The organism is Zobellia uliginosa, assembly GCF_900156625.1.
GTDB lineage: Bacteria > Bacteroidota > Bacteroidia > Flavobacteriales > Flavobacteriaceae > Zobellia > Zobellia uliginosa.
Map to the genome: position 1 here is coordinate 169853 of NZ_FTOB01000005.1, position 22192 is coordinate 192044.

Here is a 22192-nt window from a genome sequence, read left to right on the forward strand (position 1 = left end):
ATGGCTTTTTTTGTATCGGTATAGTTCGACTATAATTTGGCGAACATTTTTTGCATTTTTTCAGCTTCTTCTTCAGCCAAAACGGGGTCTACCAAGATTCTTCCACTGTGTTCGTCGGTAATGATTTTCTTGCGTGAAGCAATTTCTACCTGTACCTGTGGAGGTATAGTAAAGAAAGATCCCCCTGAGGCCCCTCTTTCGATCGGCACAACGGCCAAACCGTTCTTAACATTATGGCGAATACGTTTGTACGCCTTCACCAATCGCTCTTCTATTTCGTTTTGGAACTTTTCGGAATGCTCGATAAGTGCCTTTTCTTCTTTTTCGGTCTCTGCCAAAATAGCGTCAAGTTCACTTTTCTTGTGCTTCAAATGCGATTCGCGCTCGGCCAACCGTTCTTTGGTTTCGGAAATAACTTCTTTCTTTTGCTCTATCTGTGCCTTGAACTCTTTAATGTTCTTTTCGGCAAGTTGAATTTCGAGTTCTTGAAACTCTAGTTCTTTACTGATAGAGTTGAATTCCCTACTGTTACGAACGTTCTTTTGTTGTTCCGCGTATTTCTTTATAAGCGCTTTTGCCTCTTCTATGAGGTTCTTTTTGGCACCAATCTCAAAATTGATGGTCTCAACATCTGTCTTTAACTTGTCCAATCTCGTTTTTAGACCAAGAACGTCATCTTCCAAATCTTCTACTTCTAAAGGAAGTTCGCCACGTACGTTGCGTATTTCATCGACTCTTGAATCAATCAATTGCAAGTCGTACAATGCCCTTAACTTTTCCTCTACCGTTGCTTCTGATTTTTTTGCCATATACTTTATAAATACTTGATGGGATTGGTTTTACTTTCCGATAAACGGATTGCAAAATTAGGGATTTTTTTTGTAAGATAGTCAACTAAAAGGTTTTTTGTAAACTGCTCGCTTTCATAGTGTCCGATATCCGCGATCACTATTTTGTCTTCCGCTTTGTAAAACTCGTGGTATTTAATGTCTGCGGTAATCAAAATATCGGCGCCGGCAGCTTTGGCGGCATCAATAGCAAAGGCCCCACTTCCGCCCAAGACCGCAACGCTCTGAATTTCCCTTCCTAATAGTTTGGAATGTCGAATGCCTCCGGCCGACATCGTTTGCTTCACTTGTTTTAAAAAATCCAATTCCCCCATGGGCGAATCGAGTGTCCCTATCATGCCCATACCCAGGTTTTGGTCATTGTTCTCGAGCGTGGTTATTTCATAGGCCACTTCTTCATATGGGTGGGTGGCAAACAAGGCTTTCATTATTTTAGATTGGTGTGCCTTTGAAAAGGTTACGTTCAGTTGGGTTTCTTCTTCATAATGGGTCTTGCCTATTTCTCCCAAGGTGGGCTTGGCATTTTCCCCGGCCTTATAACTGCCCAGTCCGTTAACATTAAAGCTACAGTTGCTATAATTGCCGATATTTCCTGCTCCGGCGTTGAATATGGCTTTCCTAACGGCCTCCGCATCTTTTAGGGGTACGTAAGTCGTTAGTTTTTTAATGCTCCCCTTTTGAGGAATCAAGGCTTTGGTGTTTTTGATGCCTAAAACTTCACATATTTTTGCGTTGACCCCGTTCGGTACATTGTCTAAAGCGGTGTGCATGCTATAAATGGCGATATCGTTTTTAATGGCCTTGATGACTACGCGTTCAACGTACGATTTGCCCGTAATCTTTTTTAATCCCCCAAAAATGATAGGATGGAAGCTGACGATAAGGTTACACTTCTTTTCGATGGCCTCGTCGATTACGTTTTCCATAGTGTCCAAGCTTACGAGTATGCCTGTAACCTCGGAGGTGGAATCGCCTACCAAAAGGCCTACATTATCAAAGCCCTCGGCATAGGATAGAGGAGCTAGGTCTTCGAGTATTTCGGTGACTTCTTTTACGGTCATGTCTATTTTTTATCAGGTCTAAAGATAAAATATTATATTTTCGCCTTTGTGCAACTACTCAGAAAAATATTGTTTCCCGTATCCTTGGTATATGCCTTGGTGGTCTACCTCCGTAATTTTTTATATGATCAAGGGATTTTTAGTTCCAAGAGCTTTGAAACACCTACCATTTGCGTTGGAAACCTGAGTGCCGGTGGTACGGGAAAAACACCTATGGTAGAGCTATTGGTCGCCCTATTGAAAGATCAATATAAAGTGGCGGTGTTGAGCAGGGGCTATCGTAGAAAATCAAAAGGCTTTGTTCTTGCCGATGCCCAGGCCACGGTTGAAACACTAGGGGATGAGCCTTATCAGATATTTTCAAAGTATACCGATCTGGCCTTGGCCGTAGATGCCGACCGACGGAACGGAATTACTATTTTGGAAGAGAAAATACGCCCCGATGTGATTCTCTTGGACGATGCCTATCAACACCGTAAGGTAAAGTGTGGGTTTTCAATACTGCTTACCTCTTTCGATAACCTGTATGTAGATGACTGGTATTTGCCCACGGGAAATTTGAGGGATAGTAAAAAGGAAGCGGGGCGGGCCCAAGTTATCGTAGTGACCAAATGTCCCCAAGATTTAAGTCTTGCGGCACAACAGGAGCTAGAAAACAAGCTTCGGCCAAAGGCCTACCAACGACTTATATTCTCTTATCTGGCCTACGGAGACCGGCTCATAGGAAACGAGGGTAGTATAGATTTTGAAGATTTGCGTAGGCAAAGCGTTACATTGGTGACGGGTATTGCCAATCCGAAACCCTTATTGGTCTATTTGGAAAACAAGGGGGTGGAGTTCGAACACTTGAGGTTTAAGGATCATCATAGCTTTTCTGAAACCGAATTGGAAATGCTAAGGCAAAAACAATGTATCCTTACTACCGAAAAGGATTTTGTACGCCTAAAGGATAAGGTAGACCATCTTTATTTTATACCTGTACGGCATAAGTTTCTTGCGAATGGCGAGGCTGTGCTAGAGCAAAGGCTACAAGAATTTATGTAATCGAGTTCTTGAGTTCTTTTCGGTTGAAAATGTTCTCGCCAATTTTTTGGTAGAAGACCTCGGGTTTGAACGGTTTGGTAATTACGTCGTTACAGCCGGCCGCATAAAAACTCTCTAAACTATCGTCTAAAGAAATAGCGGTCAAGGCAATAATAGGTGTAACGATATCGAACTTGCGTATTTCAACGGTCGCTTCTTCACCGCCGATTCCAGGCATGTGGATATCCATTAAAATGGCGTCGTAATAATTTTCACGGGCCAAATCGATTGCTTCGGCACCATTGTTGGCAATGTCGCTCGTAATCTCTTTTTTGCTCAACATTTTTTTGGTGATGACCTGGTTGATCTTGTTGTCTTCAACAATTAAAATGTTCAAGCCCTTAAAGTCGTATTCCTGCTCGCTGATGGCAAATGGAATATCGTCAACCAAGCTTTCCTTGCTTTTCGCCTCCAGTTCAAAGAAGAAGGAGCTTCCTACCCCGAGTTCACTTTGTAGTTGGATTTTACTACCGAATAGGCCCAAGAGGCTTTTTACGATGGTAAGGCCTAGGCCGGTACCGCCGTATTCCCTGTTGATCTGTATGGATCCCTGTTCAAAGCCGTCAAAAATATTTTCCTGTTGTTCTTTGGCTATACCTATTCCCGTATCCTTAACCTCAAAGTAGAGGGTAATGTCTTCGTCGTCTTTCTTCAATAACTTGGCAATGACCCGTACCTCTCCGTTTTTTGTAAACTTAAGGGCGTTGCCTACGAGGTTCAAGAAAACCTGCGAAAGCTTCAAGGGGTCGCTGAGTATGTGGTAAGGTATCTCGGGATCGTAGTCGAGAATTAATTCGGTTTTGTTGTTTTGCGCGCTCTGTTTGAGCGAATCGATAACTTCTTGAAGTACCTTTTTTAGATTGAACTGTACGTTCAGGGGCTCTAGCTTATCGGCATCGATCTTGTTGATCTGAAGAATATCATTAATGAAATTCAACAGGTAATCACCTGAAAATTTTAAGGCTTTTAGGTGTTCTTTTTGGTTCTTGCTCGGGTTTTCTTCCAAGAGTAAATGGGTAAGGCCCGTTACGGCATAGAGCGGTGTTCTGAGTTCGTGGCTTACGGTAGACAAGAAATTGGTCTTGGCTTCCATGGCCGTTACGGCGGCATCCCTTGCGGCCTTAAGTTCGTTGTTTTTGGTCTGTAAGAGCTCGTTGGTCTTCAGTTTGATCTGGTTGTTCCTAAAAAGGGAAACGGCCAAAAGGGTAATGATCGTCAATAAGGCAGAGGTGAGTATGGCCGTAATGTCCGATTTGTTCTTTGATTCGTTCAGCTCTTCTATCTTGGCTTCTTGACGTTTTATCTCGTCACTCATAAAATCGAACTGGATCTTTTCGGCAGTCTTTGCCTCGGTCTTCATCTTGGCAATATTGAAAAGCGAGTCGCGTATATGTAGTAGATTTTTGTTGTGCTCTAAAGATTTAGGGTATTGGGCCATTTGCTCGTAAGTGTTGGTGAGCATTTCGTTGGCTTCCCAAATTTCCTTGAAAAAATTATTTTTCTTGGCAAGCTTAAGGGCGTTCTCGGCATTTACGGCAGCTTCGTCGAATTTTTCCGTTTGAAAATGTAGCTGTGCCAGGCCCAAATGTGCCCTAGTCGCCAAATAGTCGCTTTCGTATATGTCCGTATTGACAATAAGCGAATTGAAATTCTTTGCAGCGCTATCGAACTTTTCAAGTTTCAGGTAGATATTACCTTCAGCGAGCAATATGTTATTGAAGAAGTTTCGGTCATTGTTCAGTTGCTTGGCCTCATTGAGCATAAAAATGGCCTGAAAATTCTTATCGTCGTGAAAGAGTAAAATGGCTTCGATATACTTTTGCATGGCATGGCCATAGGGGTATTCTATATCTTTTAACAAAGCTTTGGCCCTGTCCCAGTAAAAATAGGTAGTCTCTTCCTTCTTTAGTTTGAGGTATACCAAGGCGAATTTATGGTAACAGTCTACCAAAGCCTTTACGTCGGCATTGGCTTCGGCAACCTCTGCGGCCTTTTCAAGGGCTTCCAATGCCAGGTCGGTCTCATCCCTGTTGCGATGGGCTCGGGCGGCTTCAAAATAAATACGGACATCCTTGTTTTTTAAGTGAAGGGTGTCTTGCGAATGTCCCGTTTGGGCAGTCAGGATAAGGATGAATACCAGTAGTATTCGCGTTAGTTTTATATGTTGTAGGTTAAACCTCAAATGTATTTTTTTTGAACCAGTAATTGCATTAGGTCGACGAGCCTGCTACTATAGCCGGTTTCGTTATCGTACCAACCGATGATTTTAACCATTTTTCCAATCACCGAAGTCATCATAGAGTCAAACGTACAAGAGTGGTAACTATTGTTTATATCGATGGATACAATGGGATCTTCGGTGTATAATAGTATGTTTTTTAGCTCTTTATCGGATTTTTCCTTGAAAATAGAGTTTATTTCGTCAATAGATGTTTCATTCTTAACATTAAAGGTAATATCGGTTAAAGAACCGTTGGGTACGGGTACCCGAATTCCACATCCTCCGATTACCTCGGCCAAATGTGGAAAAATCTTGGTCAGGGCCTTTGCGGCACCTGTTGTTGTGGGAACGATCGATTGAGCGGCCGCCCTGGCCCTTCTTAGGTCGTGATGGGGCTGGTCGTGCAGGCTTTGGTCGGAGGTATACGAATGTATGGTGGTAATATAGGCTTGCTCTATACCGCACAGCTCATCGATAATCTTGATCATCGGAGCGGCATTGTTGGTCGTACAAGAGGCGTTTGAAATAAGGGTATCCTCTTTGTTCAAGATATCTTCGTTGATTCCCAAGACTACCATCTTGATATCCTCGTCCGCCGGGGGAGCCGATAAAATTACTTTTTTGGCGCCATTGGCCAGATGGGGCGCTAGACTTTCCTTGGTCTTAAACTTGCCCGTACACTCTACCACAAGGTCAACCTCGTCATCTGACCACTGGATTTCGGCCGGACTTGTATGGTTGGTCAGGTTTATAGGGGTTCCGTTGACAAGGATTTGGTTTTTTTTGTAGCCGACTTCGCCTCCAAAAACCCCGTGGATACTATCGTATTTCAATAAATGGGATAGTGTTCGCGCATCGGCCAAATCGTTAATGGCAACTACGTTTAAGTTGGGGTGGCCATCTAGCAGTCTAAATAGCGTACGGCCAATACGGCCAAATCCGTTTATGCCAATCTTGGTTTTTTTCATCTTAAAGGGACGGGCTTATCAATAATATGATCTACTTAACTCTGTACTTTTTCTTTGGTATGCTTAGAACGGTAGCCGATTATCCCACAAAAACCTAGTTAATGTGTTTGTGCGCCTTATACGAGGATCTTACCAGTGCCCCGCTTTCAACATGTCTGAATCCCATTTCCAGACCGATTTCTTCATACTTCTTGAACTGTTCAGGAAGAATAAATTCTTTAACGGGCAAATGTTTTTTCGAGGGTTGTAGGTATTGTCCAATGGTAACTACATCAACATTTGCATTTCTTAGGTCTTTCATGGTCTCTATGACCTCTTCTTCAAGTTCGCCCAAACCGAGCATTATTCCAGACTTTGTGCGGTTTACGCCCTTGTCGTGTAAATAACGTAGTACTTCTAAACTACGCTCGTACTTGGCTTGAATACGTACCTCACGTGTAAGTCGTTTTACGGTTTCCATGTTATGCGATACCACCTCCGGACCTACGGCTACGATCCGATCTAGGTGTCTTTCTATTCCCTGAAAATCGGGAATTAGGGTCTCTAAAGTGGTTTCAGGGTTCATTCTGCGAATGGCCTTTACCGTTTCCGCCCAGATAATGGAGCCCATATCTTTGAGGTCATCTCTGTCAACGGAGGTAATTACGGCGTGTTTAATGCCCATAATCTTGATCGAACGGGCCACTTTTTCGGGTTCGGCCCAATCAACGGTTTCGGGTCGGCCGGTTTTTACACCACAAAAACCGCACGATCGGGTGCAGACATTCCCCAATATCATAAAGGTAGCGGTGCCTTCCCCCCAACATTCGCCCATGTTCGGACAACTGCCCGAAGTACAGATGGTATGTAGGTCGTACTTGTCGACCAGGCCCCTTAGCTGGGTGTATTTTTTGCCGGTCGGCAATTTCACTCTTAACCATTTGGGTTTTCCCTTGGGCGGATGTACATTGGTTATGGTTTCCGTACTCATAGCTTGTGCAATTTTATACAAATATACGATTTAGGCGTGCAGTAACATGCGGTCGCCGACGGTTTTTGATGGCATCTGATCATGGGTGCACCTGGGGTGCGATAAATCTTTAGGGGGGACTATTTTTTTTGAATGACCTCTGCCAATAGTTTTTTTGCGCGCAATAGTTTCACTTTTACGTTGTTTATGGGCTCATTGAGCTCTTTCGCAATATCGGCATAGCTTAATTCTTTAAAATACCTTAGGTTGATGACCTCTTGATAGTGGGGCTTTAGTTTTTTGATGTGTAGTAGAAGACTGGCCAGGTTCTGCTCGCGGATCAATTGGTCTTCCGCAGATGGGGCGTCGTCAAGTACTTTTTTTACTACGTCTTGGTGGCCACCGGTTTCAAGGTTTTTTTTGCGCTTACGGATGAGGTCTACATGAATGTTCTTGGAAATGGCAATGAGCCATGTCTTGAATTCATAATCGGCATTGTAGGTGCTCAGTTTATCGAAGGCTTTTGAGAAGGTTTGAACGGTGATGTCTTCGGCGTCGTTCTCGTTCTCGGTGCGCTTCAGTTGAAATCCGTAGACTTCGTTCCAAAAGGTGTCTAAAAGCGTGCTATAGGCTATTTGGTTACCCGCAAGAGCTTTTTTAATGGTAGTTTGGATATGGTCGCCGGCTCTTGCCAAAGGGATATAAGTTTGAGATATAAGTTTATATGGAAGACTGAAGGTTTACGTTGTCGTCTTTTCTACAATCTTGTTCGCTAGGAAGTTTTCCGCACATACCGCAGGCTTCTCCGTCTTTATTCAAGAAAGGACTCTGGCTGGCACAGGTTCCGGCAAACTTGCCATCTTTTTTAGACCATATTTTGATGGCTATTCCTGCAAATGCCAAAGCTAATAACCCAATGGTCAATAATACGAGTTTCATATTAAGTTATTTTGGGGCAAAGATATAAAATTAAGCCCCGAAACGGAAGTTTCGGGGCTTAATGATATCTTAAATGTGAGACGCTTTAATATGCGATGTTGGCAACAATGTTTTCAACCGTTGGGCTTTGGTTGCCTCCCTTGGGCTCTATGGTGATATAGCTAATGGCATCATCAGCATAGGGTAGGGCCAATAATTTCTCTTGGCTATTGGCTTCTTTGATAATGCCTAAGTTTACCATTTCCCCGTTTACCTCTGCCCACATCTGGTAACATTGGTTTTCTGGTAGGTGTGGCAATTTGCTCACGTTTATATAAGAAAGACGTTTTACGGGGTTGATATAGGCCACCGCTTTGAGTTCTTTCGCCTTTTTGTTCCCTTTGACCGTGTATTTTTTGGTTTCGGGATTCTGAAGTACGATAAACTGGTTTCTTACATCTTCAAGTTGGGCACGCATGGTTTCCTCTAAATCGTCGATTTTATTGTTGACGATAGTGTTTTCTTCTTGAAGGCTCTGGTTTTGGTCCCAGAAGAAATATGAGGCGCCCACCGATATCAACACGGTGAAACTGGCCGCAATGGCCATACGGTAAAAGTTCCTTTTCATTCCCGTTTCCTTGCGGATGCTTTTAAGGATACGGTCTTTCAATTGCTCGGGAGCCTTGACGGCATGCATCTTGGCATAGGTCTCTAAATTGTCCTGTAGTTCTTCATAGGTCTCCCTTACTTCGGGATACATTGAGATATAGCGTTCTACACGCAATGTTTCCTCTGTAGTGGTCGTGCCTAAAAGATAGCTCTCGAGTAAATCGGAGTCTAAAAATAGTTTTATCTTTTCTTTCATGGTTTTAAGGTATCAAGTTAATCGATAACACCAACAGTAGGGTAGGGCCGTAAATTTTCTTGAGTTCCCTCAGACCGATCTTTAATCTCGATTTTATAGTTCCCAGCGGAATGTCAAGCTCATCACTTGCTTCCTGTTGTGTCATTCCTTGAAAAAACAAGGCATCTAACACAATTTGGTATTTGGTCTCTATCTTTTCGAGATTCTCACGGACGTCCATAAACTCGGGTCGTGTACTGTTGACGCCTAAATTATATACGTCAGAAACATCGATTTGGATTTCTTTGTCGCTTTTTGTATTGACACTTCTTAATTTATCTATTGCCGTATTTCGTGTAATCCGGAATAACCATGTAAAAAGTTTCGCTTTTGAAGCGTCGTACGAGTCCGATTTTTTCCAGATTTTTACAAAACTTTCCTGTAAGACATCTTGAGCCAGTTCCTCGTCACGTACTACTTTATTGGCAACTCCCAATAGGGTGTCGCCATAATGTTCGTACAAGAGGGAAATCGCTTTATCGTCTCGTTCTCGCAGTAGTTCTACAATGTGCTTTTCAAATAAAGTACTCATTTTTCTGTATGGGGCGAAAAAAAAATCGACCTTATGGCATCCAATCCGATAGATTGTACCGTATATGGTTTGACGCTAATTTATAAAATAGATTTTTATATCGCCGCGTTAATATTAATAATGTAAATGTGCACTTGGTAACTGCACATTTAATTTTTGGTTAGTTTGGTTTGGTATAGCCCCCGGAATTCTTTTTCGGGGGTTATTTTATGATATTGACTTCGGGTGAAATCCGTATTCCGAATCTATGGTCTACTTCTTCAATAATTTTATATGCCAAGTTTAAAATTTCGTCTCCGCTTGCATTTCCGTAGTTGACAAGAACCAATGCCTGGTTTTTATGGACACCGGCATCACCGAATTTTTTCCCCTTAAACCCGCATTGCTCAATAAGCCATCCGGCAGGTATTTTATACGCTTCTTCCGAAACCTTGTACGATGGGGCATCGGGGTGCTGCTGTGAAAATTTCCGATAGGCTTCGGCACCGATTACCGGGTTTTTAAAAAAGCTGCCACTATTGCCCAAAACCTTTGGGTCTGGCAGTTTGCTTTGCCGTATGGCAATAACGGCATTTGAAATGTCCTTTATTGTGGGGTCCGTAATCCCCTTTTTTTCAAGTTCGGCCTCGATTGCGCCATAAGATGTGTTCTTTTTATGGTTGCGCTTTGTGAGCTCTAAGGTAACCGAAACAATAACGTAACGACCTTTGCCTTCATTCTTAAAAAAAGAATCGCGATAACCGAAGCGACACTCTTCTTTAGAAAAGGTTTTCAACGTCTGTGTCTCAATGTGCATGGCTTCGCACGAAACAAAGGTATCTTTGAGCTCTACACCGTAGGCCCCTATGTTTTGAATGGGGGCCGTACCTGTATTGCCCGGAATGAGTGACATGTTTTCTAGTCCCCCGTAATTCCGTTCAAGGGTGTACAGCACCATTTGGTGCCAGTTTTCACCGGCCATGACCTTTAACCTAACGGTGTCGTCGTTTTCCGAAACAACCTCCTTTCCTTTGAGGTTGATGTGCAATACCAGGGCGTTCAGGTCGTTGGTGATAAGCATGTTGCTTCCGCCGCTGAGTATGAATTTTTCAGGGTAGCCTTTTAGTTGAAGTGCCGATTTTAAATCGTTTAAACTATTGACTTCAACAAAAAACTTTGCCTTGGCATCAATGCCAAAGGTGTTATAGGTTTTAAGGGATATATCTTTGTTGACTTCCATTAACCTATATAACTGGCTAGTCCTTCCTTTAGTATATGAACAGCTTTCTTTAAGTTTTCTTTGTCGAGAACGTAGGCAATTCTTATCTGGTTCTTTCCGTGGTCTTCAGAGGCATAGAAGCCTGCGGCCGGGGCTACCATTACGGTTTCGTTGTCTAGTCGGAATTCCTCTAACAGCCATTGGGCAAAAGCATCGGAGTCGTCAATGGGCAATTCAACGATACAATAAAATGCCCCCTGGGGTACCCCTATTTTTACACCTTCTATTTTTTTTAATTCTTGGATCAGAAGGTCGCGCCGTCCGACGTATTCTTCCTTGACTTGGTCGAAGTAACTCTGTGGCGTTTCCAAGGCTGCCTCACTGGCAATTTGGGCGTAGGTCGGTGGCGATAGCCGGGCCTGGGCAAATTTCAGGGCGGTTTTAGTTATGGTTTCGTTTTTTGATACCAGACAACCGATACGGGCACCGCACATGCTATATCTTTTACTGACCGAGTCAACGACAATGGCGTGGTTTTCGAGGCCTTCTTCCTGTAAAATGGAATAGTGTTCCTTGCCATCATAGGTAAACTCCCGATAGACTTCATCGGCAATGAGGAAAAGGTCGTATTTTTTGACGATTTGCGCCAATTTCTTAATTTCTTCCCTAGTATACAGGTAACCCGTAGGGTTGCCCGGATTGCATATAAGGATGGCTTTTGTGCGTGGGGTAATCAGTTTTTCGAACTCTTCGATAGGGGGAAGGGCAAAATTGGAGTCAATATGAGATATGACAGGAACTACCTTGACCCCAACGGCCGTTGCAAAGCCATTGTAATTGGCGTAAAATGGTTCGGGAATGATAATTTCATCATCGTTGTCGGCAACGGTACTCATGGTAAAGGCCAAGGCCTCTGAGCCGCCCGTGGTGACTATGATGTCTTTTGCACTGACGTGGATGTCGTTTTTGGCGTAGTAGGCCGCAAGTTTTTCACGATAGGTTTCCGAGCCTTCGGTACGGCTGTAGGCCAGTACTTCCAAAGTGTTGTTCTTTACTGCATCAAGGGCTACCTGTGGTGTTTTGATATCAGGTTGGCCGATGTTCAAGTGAATAACGTTGACCCCTTTTTTCTTGGCTTCTTCTGCATAGGGGACCAATTTTCTGATAGGGGACTCGGGCATCAATTGCCCTTTATGTGATATTGAAGGCATGTTAATTACAATTTTGGCACAAAAATGAGGAAACCAAACGACAAAACCATGATTCATAGCGAATTCGTTTGTTTGTCTTTTGTTAAAAAAGAGGGGGTGTATCTGAAAAAATCGTAAATTAAAGAGGTAAATATGAAAAAAGTTGAATGGCGCCCGAACTCATATCGTCCTCTTTTTGTTGCTGTTGTCCTCATTGGTGATGAGGGCACAGGGCTTTAGTTTACCCGAGGGAAAAAAGTTTGAAAAGCTAAAATTTCAATTGATCAACAATCTGATCATAGTGCCCATCGAGGTGAACGGTACCGAACTCTCGTTTTTACTGGATTCCGGCGTGGGAACACCTATATTGTTCAATATCTCGGAGCGTGATTCGGTGCAGATCAACAATGTTTCCGAAATTACCATAAAGGGGTTTGGCGATGATGTGCCCATAAAGGCCTTGGTCTCCCGGGAAAACGCTTTTCGTATAAAGTCTATTGTAAACCCCCGGCAAAGATTGTTCGTGGTCATGGACAAGAGCGTCAATTTTTCTACCTCCTTGGGTATTCCCGTACACGGCATAATCGGTTATGACCTGTTTCGTGATTTTGTGGTAGATATCAACTATACGAAGCAGGTCATTCGTTTATATGATCCAGGGAAATATGTATACCGTAAAGGTAGAAAGTACGAGGCCTTGCCTTTGTACCTTACCGGAAAAAAAGCCTATGTCAATAGCGGTCTGTCGTTGAAGAACGGAGAGGAGTTTCCTGTCCGGTTGCTGCTCGACACCGGTAGTAGTGATGCCCTTTGGTTGTTCGAGAACGATACCATTAATGTACCTGATAAGTATTATGACGATTTCTTGGGAAGGGGGCTTAACGGTAATATTTACGGGAAACGTACCAAGGTCGATGCTTTGACCATTGGTCGTTTTACCTTAAGTGATGCCAAGGCGGCTTTTCCCGATAAGGAATCCTTCCGTGAATTGAAAAACCTGACCGACCGCAACGGAAGCATCGGTGGGGCCGTACTCAAACGCTTTAACGTAATCTTCGATTATAGTAAAAACCGTATTACACTTAGAAAAAATTCCAATTTCGGTAAGCCCTTTCGGTATAACCTAAGTGGTCTTGACCTGCAGCACGATGGTATTCGATACATAGCCGAGAGTATTTCCGATTCCCGGGGGGTGGTGCATGATGCTAAAAAGGAATTTGGGAACGTGCAGATACTGTTTGAGGAGCAGACCCGATTGAGCGTTGTACCTGAAATTGTCGTATCTGCTATCAGGGCGGGTAGTCCTGCCCATGAAGCGGGATTGAAGGAGGGGGATGTAATTTTGGCGGTAAACGGAAAAAAGGTCCACCGTTATAAACTACAGGATATTTTGGAAATGATCAATGAACGCGAAGGGAAGCGTGTAAAACTGCTTATAGAACGTTACAATTCCGATTTGCTCTTTTCCTTTGTGCTGAAAAATATGCTTAAATAGAAAACCCTGCCTTTTAGGGCAGGGTTTTTAGCAATATTTATATTCAAGGTTTATTTACCTTCCGAGGCTTTAACTTCACCTTTTATCTTAAGAACCTTTGTAGGTGTATCGGCATTCGATATTACGGTAATGGCCTTTCTGATCGGGCCGACACGATTGGTGTCATATTTTACCTGGATCTCACCGGTCTTACCTGGTAAAATCGGGTCTTCCGGTTTCTTTGGGATAGTACACCCGCAACTAGAGCTAACTTTGCTTATGATAAGCGGTGCCTCGCCCGTGTTCGTAAATTCAAATACGCGAACGCCATCGGCGCCTTTTTGTATTTCACCGTAATCTACGGTCTCTGATTTGAATTCGATTTTTGCTGATTTGTCTTGTGCGGTAAGGGTAAAACCCATTAGCCCAACAAATAATACAAGTACTAGTTTTTTCATTTTGTTAAATTTAGGGAATCTCAAAAATAAATCTTTTCAGATGAACCTCCAAAATTCTTTTGTTATCTCTTAACGTTACTTATTTTTGTTTCGTATTTAAAACGCGGCAAAATTGCCATAATTTATTAACAATGTAACTTCATGTTTCGGTCTTTATTGTGATGACCGACATACTCTAGTCAAAAACCGTTCCAAAAATATGGATATCCCTTCTAAATATGACCCCCAAAAAGCTGAAAACCATTGGTATGATTACTGGATGCAGCATGATTTCTTTTCTTCGACTCCAGATGAAAGGGAGCCTTATACCATTGTAATTCCTCCGCCAAATGTAACCGGAGTACTTCATATGGGGCACATGTTGAACAATACTATTCAAGATGTATTGGTCAGAAGGGCCCGTTTAATGGGGAAGAACGCATGTTGGGTGCCGGGAATGGACCACGCCTCCATTGCTACAGAGGCTAAAGTTGTTGCGAAATTGAAGTCTCAAGGCATCGATAAGGCCGATTTAAGTCGCGAAGAATTCCTAAAGCATGCTTGGGATTGGACGGACGAATACGGCGGGGTTATTTTAGACCAGCTAAAAAAATTAGGGGCATCCTGCGATTGGAAGCGTACCAAGTTTACCATGGATGACGATATGTATAAATCGGTCATCAAGGTTTTTGTCGATTTGTTCAACAAAGGATTGATATATAGGGGCTACCGTATGGTAAACTGGGATCCCGAGGCCCAGACTACACTTTCCGATGAAGAGGTAATCTATGAAGAAAAGCAAGGTCTTCTTTACTACCTTTCATATCCCATAGAAGGTTCCGACGAGCGGGTAACCATTGCTACTACGCGACCTGAGACCATTTTGGGCGATACGGCCATTTGTATCAATCCTAACGATGAGCGCTACCGACATTTAAAAGGGAAGAAAGCCATAGTGCCGATCTCGGGCAGGATTATCCCTATCATAGAAGACGAATACGTAGATATCGAGTTCGGTACCGGTTGCTTGAAGATTACTCCGGCACACGATGTGAACGATAAGGCCTTGGGTGAAAAACACGAGCTTGAAACCATCGATATCTTCAATGCCGATGCTACGTTGAATTCTTTCGGACTTCATTATGAAGGAAAGGATCGTTTTGTGGTGCGCAAGGAAATAACCAAAGAGCTCGAAGAAAAGGGCTTTTTGGTCAAAAAGGAAAATTACGTCAATAAAGTAGGGACGTCGGAACGTACCAAGGCGGTTATAGAGCCAAGGTTGAGCGATCAGTGGTTCTTGAAAATGGAAGATTTGGTCAAGCCAGCGATCAAGGCGGTACTTGAAACCGAGGAGGTAAAATTCTTCCCTAAAAAATTCGAGAATACCTATCGCCACTGGATGGAAAACATCCGCGATTGGAATATTTCACGCCAATTGTGGTGGGGGCAACAGATACCCGCCTATTATTTCGGTGATGGCCAAGAAGATTTTGTCGTGGCCGAAACGGTTGAAGATGCCTTGAAATTAGCCAAGGAAAAGTCAGGTAATGCCAATTTGACAGTAGACGACCTTAAACAAGACGAAGATGCCCTAGATACTTGGTTTTCATCTTGGTTGTGGCCTATTAGTGTCTTTAACGGTATTTTGGAGCCCGAAAACGAGGAGGTGAACTACTACTATCCTACCAACGACCTGGTCACGGGGCCGGATATTATTTTCTTTTGGGTAGCCCGAATGATTATTTCGGGCTATGAATACCGTGATGAACGTCCTTTTCAAAATGTGTATTTCACAGGCTTGGTACGTGATAAACAACGTAGAAAAATGTCTAAGTCGCTAGGGAATTCGCCCGATGCACTTAAATTGATAGAAGATTATGGGGCAGATGGTGTTCGTGTCGGACTTTTATTGAGCTCTGCCGCGGGGAACGATTTGATGTTCGATGAAGATCTATGCCAACAAGGAAAGAACTTTGCCAATAAAATATGGAACGGTTTCCGATTGTTGAAAGGTTGGGAAATAGCCGATCTGCCACAACCCGAGGCATCAAGATTGGGTATTGAATGGTATAGGGCCAAATTCAACAAAACCTTACTTGAGATTGAGGACCATTTTAGCAAGTACCGTATCTCAGATGCCCTAATGGCAATTTACAAGTTGGTGTGGGACGATTATAGTTCATGGTTGTTGGAAATTATAAAACCCGATTACCAGAAGCCTATCGATAAAACCACCTATGAGGCGGTCATCGATTTGTTTGAACAGAACCTTAAATTGTTGCATCCGTTCATGCCTTTCTTGACCGAAGAGGTTTGGCAGCACATTACGGAGCGTAAGCCTCAAGAGGCTTTAGTGGTGGCGCCATGGCCGAAGGTAGAGAAAGTAGACGAAGCTCTTATTGAAAGCTTTGAAACTGCGGCGGAAGTGGTCTCTGGGGTTCGAAATATCCGTAAGGAAAAGAACATTCCTATGAAGGAGAGCTTGGAGCTTTTGGTGCTCAACGAGGGCGGTTTGGCCAAAACATGGGATGTGGTCATAGGGAAATTGACCAATGTATCGGAAGTCTCCTATGTCGATGCTACCGTAGATGGTGCATTGTCATTCCGTGTAAAGAACAATGAGTACTTTGTGCCGATGAGCGGCGCTATCGATGTTGAGGCCGAAATCAAAAAGATCGAAGAAGAGTTGAAATACACCAAGGGCTTCTTGCTGTCGGTTCAAAAGAAACTTTCTAATGAGCGTTTTGTAAACAATGCACCAGAGAAAGTCATTGCTATAGAACGCCAAAAACAGGCCGATGCCGAGGCTAAGATAGAGACCTTGGAAAAAAGTCTGGCCAGTTTAGGCTAGTCCTTTTTTTAATATAAGTGCGGTCGGATATCCTTATTTGAAGGATGTCCGACCGTTTTGTTTTTGGGTTGTTCAGGGTGTTGTAATAACCATTAGTTATCCAATACGTAGGGTGGTTTTTGGTTTCTTTTGGGGCATTGTGCCTGTAATCAGTGAATTACGGATTTTGTTTTATTGTGGATAAAAAACAAGAAATGAACTTAGATTCACTTTAATTACTATATTAGTAATGTGAGAGTAAGGGACGATACCAAGATCAATACCATTTTTGAGGCAACTACTGCATTGACCTCGGAAGTGGGGCTGAACCGGCTCACGATGTCATCTATTGCCCAAAGGGCCAAAATGGCCTGTGGAACCCTTTATATCTACTTCGATAGTAAAGAGCGGCTGCTGAACGAGCTGTATATGCATCTTTTTGTCGGTAGTACCCTTTCCATACTTCCTTCTATTGGGCATTTACCCTTAAAAAAACAACTTTCCATCATCTGGTCAAAAGTGCTGTGGTTTCGTGTAACTAACAGTTCAGAGGTGATATTCATGCATCAGTTTCGGTATTCGGTCTATGCTTCCGAAGAAACCCATAAGCTTGACGACCAGTTTGTGGGCTTTATCAAAAACTTATTGGGGCAGGGAAAGGAGGAATTGATTATTAAGAACATTGATAGTGACCTGATTATTCCCTTGTTTTACGGTTATGCCAATAACTTGGCTAGGCAAATGGCTATGGATGAGGTAGAAATTACGGATGAGATTATCGATCAAACCTTCCACTTGTGTTGGGATGCTATAAAATCATGATATTTTAACATTCATAAATGAATTTGTATTCATTTATAACCGTATATTGTATCGTCTTAACAGTTGAATGGTATCGAAAATTAGTTTGTAATAGCTCCATATTCTTACTGGAATACATTTATTTGAGATTCATCTGATCTGCTTAAGTCATTGGAGGCCCCATTTGTCATAACTATATGTTCCCCCACTTTATGGCTTTAGGGGTCCTTCTTTTACGACTTCGTTCCCAATTTTTGTCCCTTATCTTCTGAAAATTCATTTTTCGTGTCTATATTTAGGTAAAACCTTGATATTATGAAAAATACCATATTGTTAGCAGCTTTGTTCTCTGTGTGTTTTGTCACGTCGCAAGAGAAAAGTAGTGAAGTTCTACCTTCTGAAATACAGGTCAAAACGGCGACCTTGCCTGCTCCCGAAGCCGATAAGGATGGGGCCATGGTGTATGGGTATGATAGTTCGGGAAATCTGACGGTATTGAGGGAAGGCAGTAATAATTTGGTTTGCATAGGAGACGATCCTGCGAAAGAGGGGATAAGCGTAGCTTGTTATTCAAAGGCCTTGGAACCTTTTATGAAACGCGGTAGGGAGCTCACCGCTGAAGGGAAAAACACTAAGGAGAAACGGGAGATTCAAGGTGCCGAGGTTGCGGCGGGGAAATGGCAGATGCCCCTTGTGCCCAGTATGCTCTATATTTATTACGGGAGCGACGAAGCCTACGATAGGAACACCGGTGAATTGGCAGACGGACAGTTTCGTTATGTGATTTATACCCCTTTTGCCACGGTAGAATCTACAGGCTTGCCTTCAAAACCCCATGCCAAGGGTATGCCTTGGCTTATGGATCCCGGTACTTTTCGGGCGCATATAATGGTAGGCCCTTTTAATTGAACCGCATTCTGTTGATGTGAAATTGTTTTAAATGTAATACTACGGCAAGTGGAAACCTATGCTCAGGCACTTTTGTATGCTATCCCCGTTTTTATGGTGCTCTTGGCCATCGAAATAGGGTATGGGTATTTTGTAAAGGACCAAAAGCATAAGGTGATGGATTCCGTATCAAGTATAAGTTCGGGCTTTACCAATATTATTAAAGATACCTTGGGTCTAGGGGTGGCCTTGGTAACCTATCCTTATTTATTGAAGCATTTGGCGGTGTTTCAAATGGAGGCTACGTGGCCGGTATGGTTGATTGCCTTTATCGTAGTCGACTTTGCGGGATATTGGAACCATCGTTTAAGTCATAAAATAAATTTTTTCTGGAACCAGCATGTGATCCATCACAGTAGTGAAGAGTTTAATTTGGCCTGTGCATTGCGTCAGCCCATTTCTAATTTGATCGGTTATTTTCCGTTATTGTTGATTCCTGCGGCAGTTCTTGGCGTGCCTAATGGGCTAATGGCTATTCTTTTGCCCGTTCATCTCTTCGCGCAATTTTGGTACCATACACAACACATAGGTAAAATGGGCTGGGCCGAATATATTATTGTAACCCCTTCGCAACATCGCGTGCACCACGCTATTAATCCGGAGTATATCGATAAGAACCTCGGGCAGATTTTTTGTATTTGGGATCGTTGCTTCGGTACCTTTCAAGAAGAACTTGAGGATGTACCCCCTCAGTTTGGGGTGTTGAAACCCGCTTTGACATGGAATCCGATCCCGATTAATTTTCAACACTTATGGCGTTTGATCCGCGATGCGTGGTATGCTAAAAGCTATTGGGACAAGTTTCGAATTTGGTTTATGCCTACTGGCTGGCGGCCTGATGATGTCAAAGAAAAATACCCCATGGCCATTATTGAGGATGTCTACGGTTTTACCCGTTACGAAACCCCTGCATCGACCGCGTTAAAAGTGTATGCGGTTTTTCAAATGTTGGTTACTACGGGCTTTATGTGGTTTATGTTCTATAATTTTTCTGCAATTGGGCCGAAGGGGCTGCTTCTGTTCGGCTTTGTGGTTTTTACCGGGGTTTATGGCTATACTACTTTGATGGACCGCAAGGAGTATGCCGTGTATATAGAACTATTTAGGGGCGTTTTAGGCTTGGCCTTGATCTTGTTTACGGGCGATTGGTTCGGTCTTGACAGTTATGTGCCCTTCGGAAGTTGGCTCGTAGCGCTTTACTTTTTGATAAGCCTGTTTTCTGGAATATATTTTACCTATTTTGAAACCTCGGCCCCAAAAAGGAACACATGGGCCTAAATGTTTTTTATTTGGGTATTTTAAACAAGAATTATATATGATAAGACCTTACATTTTAGCCGAAACGAATTGGGAGGCGTTAAAGGAGGAAAGTTTTGAGTTGGCCATATTGCCATGGGGAGCTACCGAGGCACATAACTATCATTTGCCTTATGCTACCGATAATATCCAAGCGGATTATTTGACGGCGGAAGCGGCGCGTGTAGCTTGGGAAAAGGGAGGGAAGCCGATCGTGTTGCCGACCTTGCCTTTCGGGGTAAATACGGGGCAATCCGATATTTATCTCGATATCAACCTGAACCCAAGTACTCAGTTGGCCATTTTGACCGATATCGTAGAAGTGCTCAATAGGCAGGGGCTTCATAAGTTAGTACTGTTTAACGGGCATGGGGGCAATAATTTTAAGCCTTTGGTGCGTGAACTGGGGTATAAGTTTCCTAAGATGTTCATTAGCTTTTGCAGCTTTCCCCAAGCCTTGGATAAAGGCTTGTATTTTGAGGAGGAAGGCGACCATGCCGATGAAATGGAGACCAGTCTTATGCTTCATTTGAGACCGGATTTGGTTCTTCCTAGGGAAAAATGGGGTATGGGAGCTTCCAAAAAATTTAAGATCAAATCCTTTTCGGAAGCTTGGGCCTGGGCCGAACGAAAATGGTCTGAGATCAGTGAAGATACCGGTGTGGGTAATCCGCATAAGGCCAGCAAGGAAAAAGGGGAGCGCTTCTTTAATGATGTTACCCAAAAGATGGGGCATTTCCTTTACGAGCTGTGCAAGGCCGATACAAAGGATCTTTATGAGTAGACTTGTGAAATGGGAGTGGGGCTCGGTAGGGCTCAGTGCTTGTTTTGCACTTCGCTTTTTACAAGTTTGATGTAAGCCTTCATTGCCTCGTCTTTTTTAATGTTTTTTGCCTGTATAAGGGCATTGGCCTTAAAGGCGTTGATAAGGGGGGTACTGCTTCCGGGGTTGCTATAGTTTTTGTTGGCTATTTTGTAATAGGCATACAACTTGAGCAGTAAGTCGGCTGGCAGCGGGTCGGTATAGTTGTTCATAAACTCTACCGCCTTGTCGAAATCAATATGTAATTTCTCCTTCTTCATTCCTTTTGACTACAGCGGCGATACAGGTTTCTGCACCGATTACTTTTTGGTTTAACTTAACGGTAATGGCGCAATCCAAAGGCAAGAACAAATCGACCCTGGAACCGAATTTGATGAAACCGGCATCTTCGCCCTGTTGAACGTTATCGCCTTCTTCGGCATAGTTCACTATACGTCGTGCCAATGCGCCTGCAATTTGCCTGTATAGGATGTCCCCGAACTTTGGTGTGCGTATGACTACGGTCGTACGTTCGTTTTCGGTACTTGACTTAGGATGCCAGGCTACAAGGTATTTTCCTGGGTGGTACTTTGAATATTTTACACTTCCACTGGCAGGATATCGGGTAACGTGCACATTGGTAGGAGACATGAAAATGGATACCTGTTTGCGTTTGTCCTTGAAGAATTCGGTTTCCTCTACTTCTTCTATTACCACAACCTTGCCGTCTACGGGTGCCAATATTTCGTCAAAGTTTTTGTTGGCCCTTCGGGTCGGGTTTCTGAAAAATTGAAGAATCAAAATTAAGATTACTACCGCGATCAATTGAATGCCAAGACGTAACCAAGGAATCTCAATGGTATACTGCGAACCAAGGATAAGGGCGGAAACGATAAAAAAGGTAATAAGAATAATTTTTTGACCCTCTTTATGAAACATGGGCGAAAATATTTAAGGTTAAATACGCAAACGGTGCTGCAAATATTAAACTATCTAGGCGGTCTAACATCCCGCCATGGCCAGGTAAAATAGCACCACTATCTTTTACACCGGCAGCTCTTTTAAATTTTGACTCTATTAAATCGCCCAAGTTGCCCGTAACTACAATGATCACAGCTAGGGTAACCCATTGTGCAGGGCTAACGATAGGCTCGTATTTAGCTAGGAAATAGGCTGTTGCCACGGCAAAAACCAATCCTCCCAAAGCGCCTTCAACCGTTTTCTTTGGGGATACCGCCGGAAACAGTTTGGTTCGCCCAAAGGTACGACCAACGATGTAAGCGAACGAATCGTTTACCCAAATTAAGATAAAAATACCTATAATTAGAAACTTGGCAAAGTCATTGTCGGTATAAGGGATCATGGTAAGGAAAATACATCCCCCACCCACATAAAAAAGTCCGATGATAAACTTTTGAACCGTATTGAAAAGCTTTTCCTTTTTTGAAAAAAGATAAAAAAGAAGGGCAAAGTTAACGGTAATGGTGCAGAACAATAGTATGTAGACTACGCTCATGTCGTTTACGAAATAGATAAAGGCCCACCAGAGTGCCAAATAGGCGGCGTAGATGTGCAGTCCTTTAAGGTCGACCAGTTTTTTATATTCGTTGAGACAGGCCAGCCCGAAGATCATGAATAGAAAATCGAAGGCATCCGAGCTTAAAAAGACGGCAGATAGCAATAAAAAGATGTAAACAGCCCCGGTAAGCGAACGCCTTAAAACTTCTTTCAT

22 protein-coding genes are annotated in these 22192 nt (G+C 43.1%); 7 read left to right on the plus strand and 15 right to left on the minus strand.

Annotated elements, in window-relative coordinates; all coding sequences use genetic code 11:
• Positions 1 to 29: 29 nt before the first annotated feature.
• Positions 30 to 809: a zinc ribbon domain-containing protein gene (locus tag BW980_RS17215; protein WP_013992094.1), complete on the minus strand. Its 780-nt coding sequence runs from the start codon at positions 807 to 809 to the stop codon at positions 30 to 32.
• 5 nt (positions 810 to 814) lie between these two features.
• Positions 815 to 1909, minus strand: coding sequence for a Nif3-like dinuclear metal center hexameric protein (locus BW980_RS17220; RefSeq protein ID WP_076456422.1), 1095 nt, complete (start codon positions 1907 to 1909; stop codon positions 815 to 817).
• Positions 1910 to 1957: 48 nt separating this feature from the next.
• On the opposite strand from BW980_RS17220, the gene lpxK reads away from it, so the two are divergent.
• Entirely contained in the window at positions 1958 to 2953 is a 996-nt protein-coding gene (lpxK, locus tag BW980_RS17225) for a tetraacyldisaccharide 4'-kinase (protein WP_076456423.1), read from the plus strand.
• On the opposite strand, the gene BW980_RS17230 is transcribed toward lpxK, so the two are convergent.
• The 9 genes from BW980_RS17230 to BW980_RS17270 all read right to left on the minus strand — a co-directional run bounded on the left by BW980_RS17230 (position 2946) and on the right by BW980_RS17270 (position 11893).
• Positions 2946 to 5174, minus strand: a complete 2229-nt coding sequence (locus tag BW980_RS17230; RefSeq protein WP_076456424.1) for a tetratricopeptide repeat-containing hybrid sensor histidine kinase/response regulator — start codon at positions 5172 to 5174, stop codon at positions 2946 to 2948. The two genes, lpxK and BW980_RS17230, sit on opposite strands and share 8 nt — an antisense overlap.
• The gene (gap, locus tag BW980_RS17235; protein ID WP_076456425.1) at positions 5171 to 6181 is read right to left on the minus strand and encodes a type I glyceraldehyde-3-phosphate dehydrogenase; all 1011 of its coding nucleotides are present in this window, start codon (positions 6179 to 6181) and stop codon (positions 5171 to 5173) included. Before gap ends, BW980_RS17230 begins: the two co-directional genes overlap by 4 nt.
• A 94-nt stretch (positions 6182 to 6275) precedes the next feature.
• A complete protein-coding gene (gene lipA, locus BW980_RS17240) occupies positions 6276 to 7151 on the minus strand; it encodes a lipoyl synthase (RefSeq protein WP_076456426.1) in 876 nt (291 codons plus the stop codon).
• Positions 7152 to 7270: 119 nt separating this feature from the next.
• Positions 7271 to 7825, minus strand: coding sequence for an RNA polymerase sigma factor (locus BW980_RS17245; RefSeq protein ID WP_076456427.1), 555 nt, complete (start codon positions 7823 to 7825; stop codon positions 7271 to 7273).
• Between the two features lie 25 nt (positions 7826 to 7850).
• Positions 7851 to 8069 (minus strand): hypothetical protein, encoded by a 219-nt coding sequence (locus BW980_RS17250; protein WP_013992087.1) that lies wholly within the window; start codon positions 8067 to 8069, stop codon positions 7851 to 7853.
• 85 nt (positions 8070 to 8154) lie between these two features.
• Complete coding sequence (locus BW980_RS17255; protein ID WP_076456428.1) at positions 8155 to 8913, minus strand: anti-sigma factor; 759 nt, start codon at positions 8911 to 8913, stop codon at positions 8155 to 8157.
• A gap of 4 nt (positions 8914 to 8917) precedes the next feature.
• Entirely contained in the window at positions 8918 to 9484 is a 567-nt protein-coding gene (locus tag BW980_RS17260) for an RNA polymerase sigma factor (protein WP_076456429.1), read from the minus strand.
• 202 nt (positions 9485 to 9686) lie between these two features.
• Positions 9687 to 10703 (minus strand): UDP-N-acetylmuramate dehydrogenase, encoded by a 1017-nt coding sequence (gene murB, locus BW980_RS17265; RefSeq protein WP_076456430.1) that lies wholly within the window; start codon positions 10701 to 10703, stop codon positions 9687 to 9689.
• Entirely contained in the window at positions 10703 to 11893 is a 1191-nt protein-coding gene (locus BW980_RS17270; RefSeq protein ID WP_076456488.1) for a pyridoxal phosphate-dependent aminotransferase, read from the minus strand. Before BW980_RS17270 ends, murB begins: the two co-directional genes overlap by 1 nt.
• A gap of 142 nt (positions 11894 to 12035) precedes the next feature.
• Here BW980_RS17270 and BW980_RS17275 point away from each other — a divergent pair, with 142 nt between their 5' ends.
• Entirely contained in the window at positions 12036 to 13367 is a 1332-nt protein-coding gene (locus BW980_RS17275) for a PDZ domain-containing protein (RefSeq protein ID WP_245800093.1), read from the plus strand.
• Between the two features lie 50 nt (positions 13368 to 13417).
• Here the strand turns inward: BW980_RS17275 and BW980_RS17280 are convergent, their stop codons facing one another.
• Positions 13418 to 13804, minus strand: a complete 387-nt coding sequence (locus tag BW980_RS17280) for a DUF1573 domain-containing protein (RefSeq protein ID WP_076456432.1) — start codon at positions 13802 to 13804, stop codon at positions 13418 to 13420.
• Between the two features lie 199 nt (positions 13805 to 14003).
• Here BW980_RS17280 and BW980_RS17285 point away from each other — a divergent pair, with 199 nt between their 5' ends.
• From BW980_RS17285 to BW980_RS17305, 5 genes are all read left to right on the plus strand, one after another.
• Positions 14004 to 16634, plus strand: a complete 2631-nt coding sequence (locus BW980_RS17285) for a valine--tRNA ligase (protein WP_076456433.1) — start codon at positions 14004 to 14006, stop codon at positions 16632 to 16634.
• Between the two features lie 231 nt (positions 16635 to 16865).
• Complete coding sequence (locus BW980_RS17290) at positions 16866 to 17435, plus strand: TetR/AcrR family transcriptional regulator (RefSeq protein WP_076456434.1); 570 nt, start codon at positions 16866 to 16868, stop codon at positions 17433 to 17435.
• 294 nt (positions 17436 to 17729) lie between these two features.
• Positions 17730 to 18323 carry a hypothetical protein gene (locus BW980_RS17295; RefSeq protein ID WP_076456435.1) on the plus strand — a complete coding sequence of 198 codons (594 nt, stop codon included), beginning with the start codon at positions 17730 to 17732 and terminating at the stop codon, positions 18321 to 18323.
• 48 nt (positions 18324 to 18371) lie between these two features.
• Positions 18372 to 19640, plus strand: a complete 1269-nt coding sequence (locus BW980_RS17300) for a sterol desaturase family protein (protein ID WP_076456436.1) — start codon at positions 18372 to 18374, stop codon at positions 19638 to 19640.
• A gap of 37 nt (positions 19641 to 19677) precedes the next feature.
• The gene (locus BW980_RS17305) at positions 19678 to 20442 is read left to right on the plus strand and encodes a creatininase family protein (protein WP_175609907.1); all 765 of its coding nucleotides are present in this window, start codon (positions 19678 to 19680) and stop codon (positions 20440 to 20442) included.
• Between the two features lie 32 nt (positions 20443 to 20474).
• Here BW980_RS17305 and BW980_RS17310 read toward each other — a convergent pair whose 3' ends face one another.
• From BW980_RS17310 to BW980_RS17320, 3 genes are read right to left on the minus strand one after another with little or no spacing between them, the layout of a single operon-like run.
• Positions 20475 to 20741, minus strand: a complete 267-nt coding sequence (locus BW980_RS17310) for an acyl-CoA-binding protein (protein WP_013992075.1) — start codon at positions 20739 to 20741, stop codon at positions 20475 to 20477.
• Positions 20716 to 21399 carry a phosphatidylserine decarboxylase family protein gene (locus tag BW980_RS17315; RefSeq protein ID WP_076456437.1) on the minus strand — a complete coding sequence of 228 codons (684 nt, stop codon included), beginning with the start codon at positions 21397 to 21399 and terminating at the stop codon, positions 20716 to 20718. Before BW980_RS17315 ends, BW980_RS17310 begins: the two co-directional genes overlap by 26 nt.
• The gene (locus BW980_RS17320) at positions 21389 to 22192 is read right to left on the minus strand and encodes a phosphatidate cytidylyltransferase (protein WP_013992073.1); all 804 of its coding nucleotides are present in this window, start codon (positions 22190 to 22192) and stop codon (positions 21389 to 21391) included. Before BW980_RS17320 ends, BW980_RS17315 begins: the two co-directional genes overlap by 11 nt.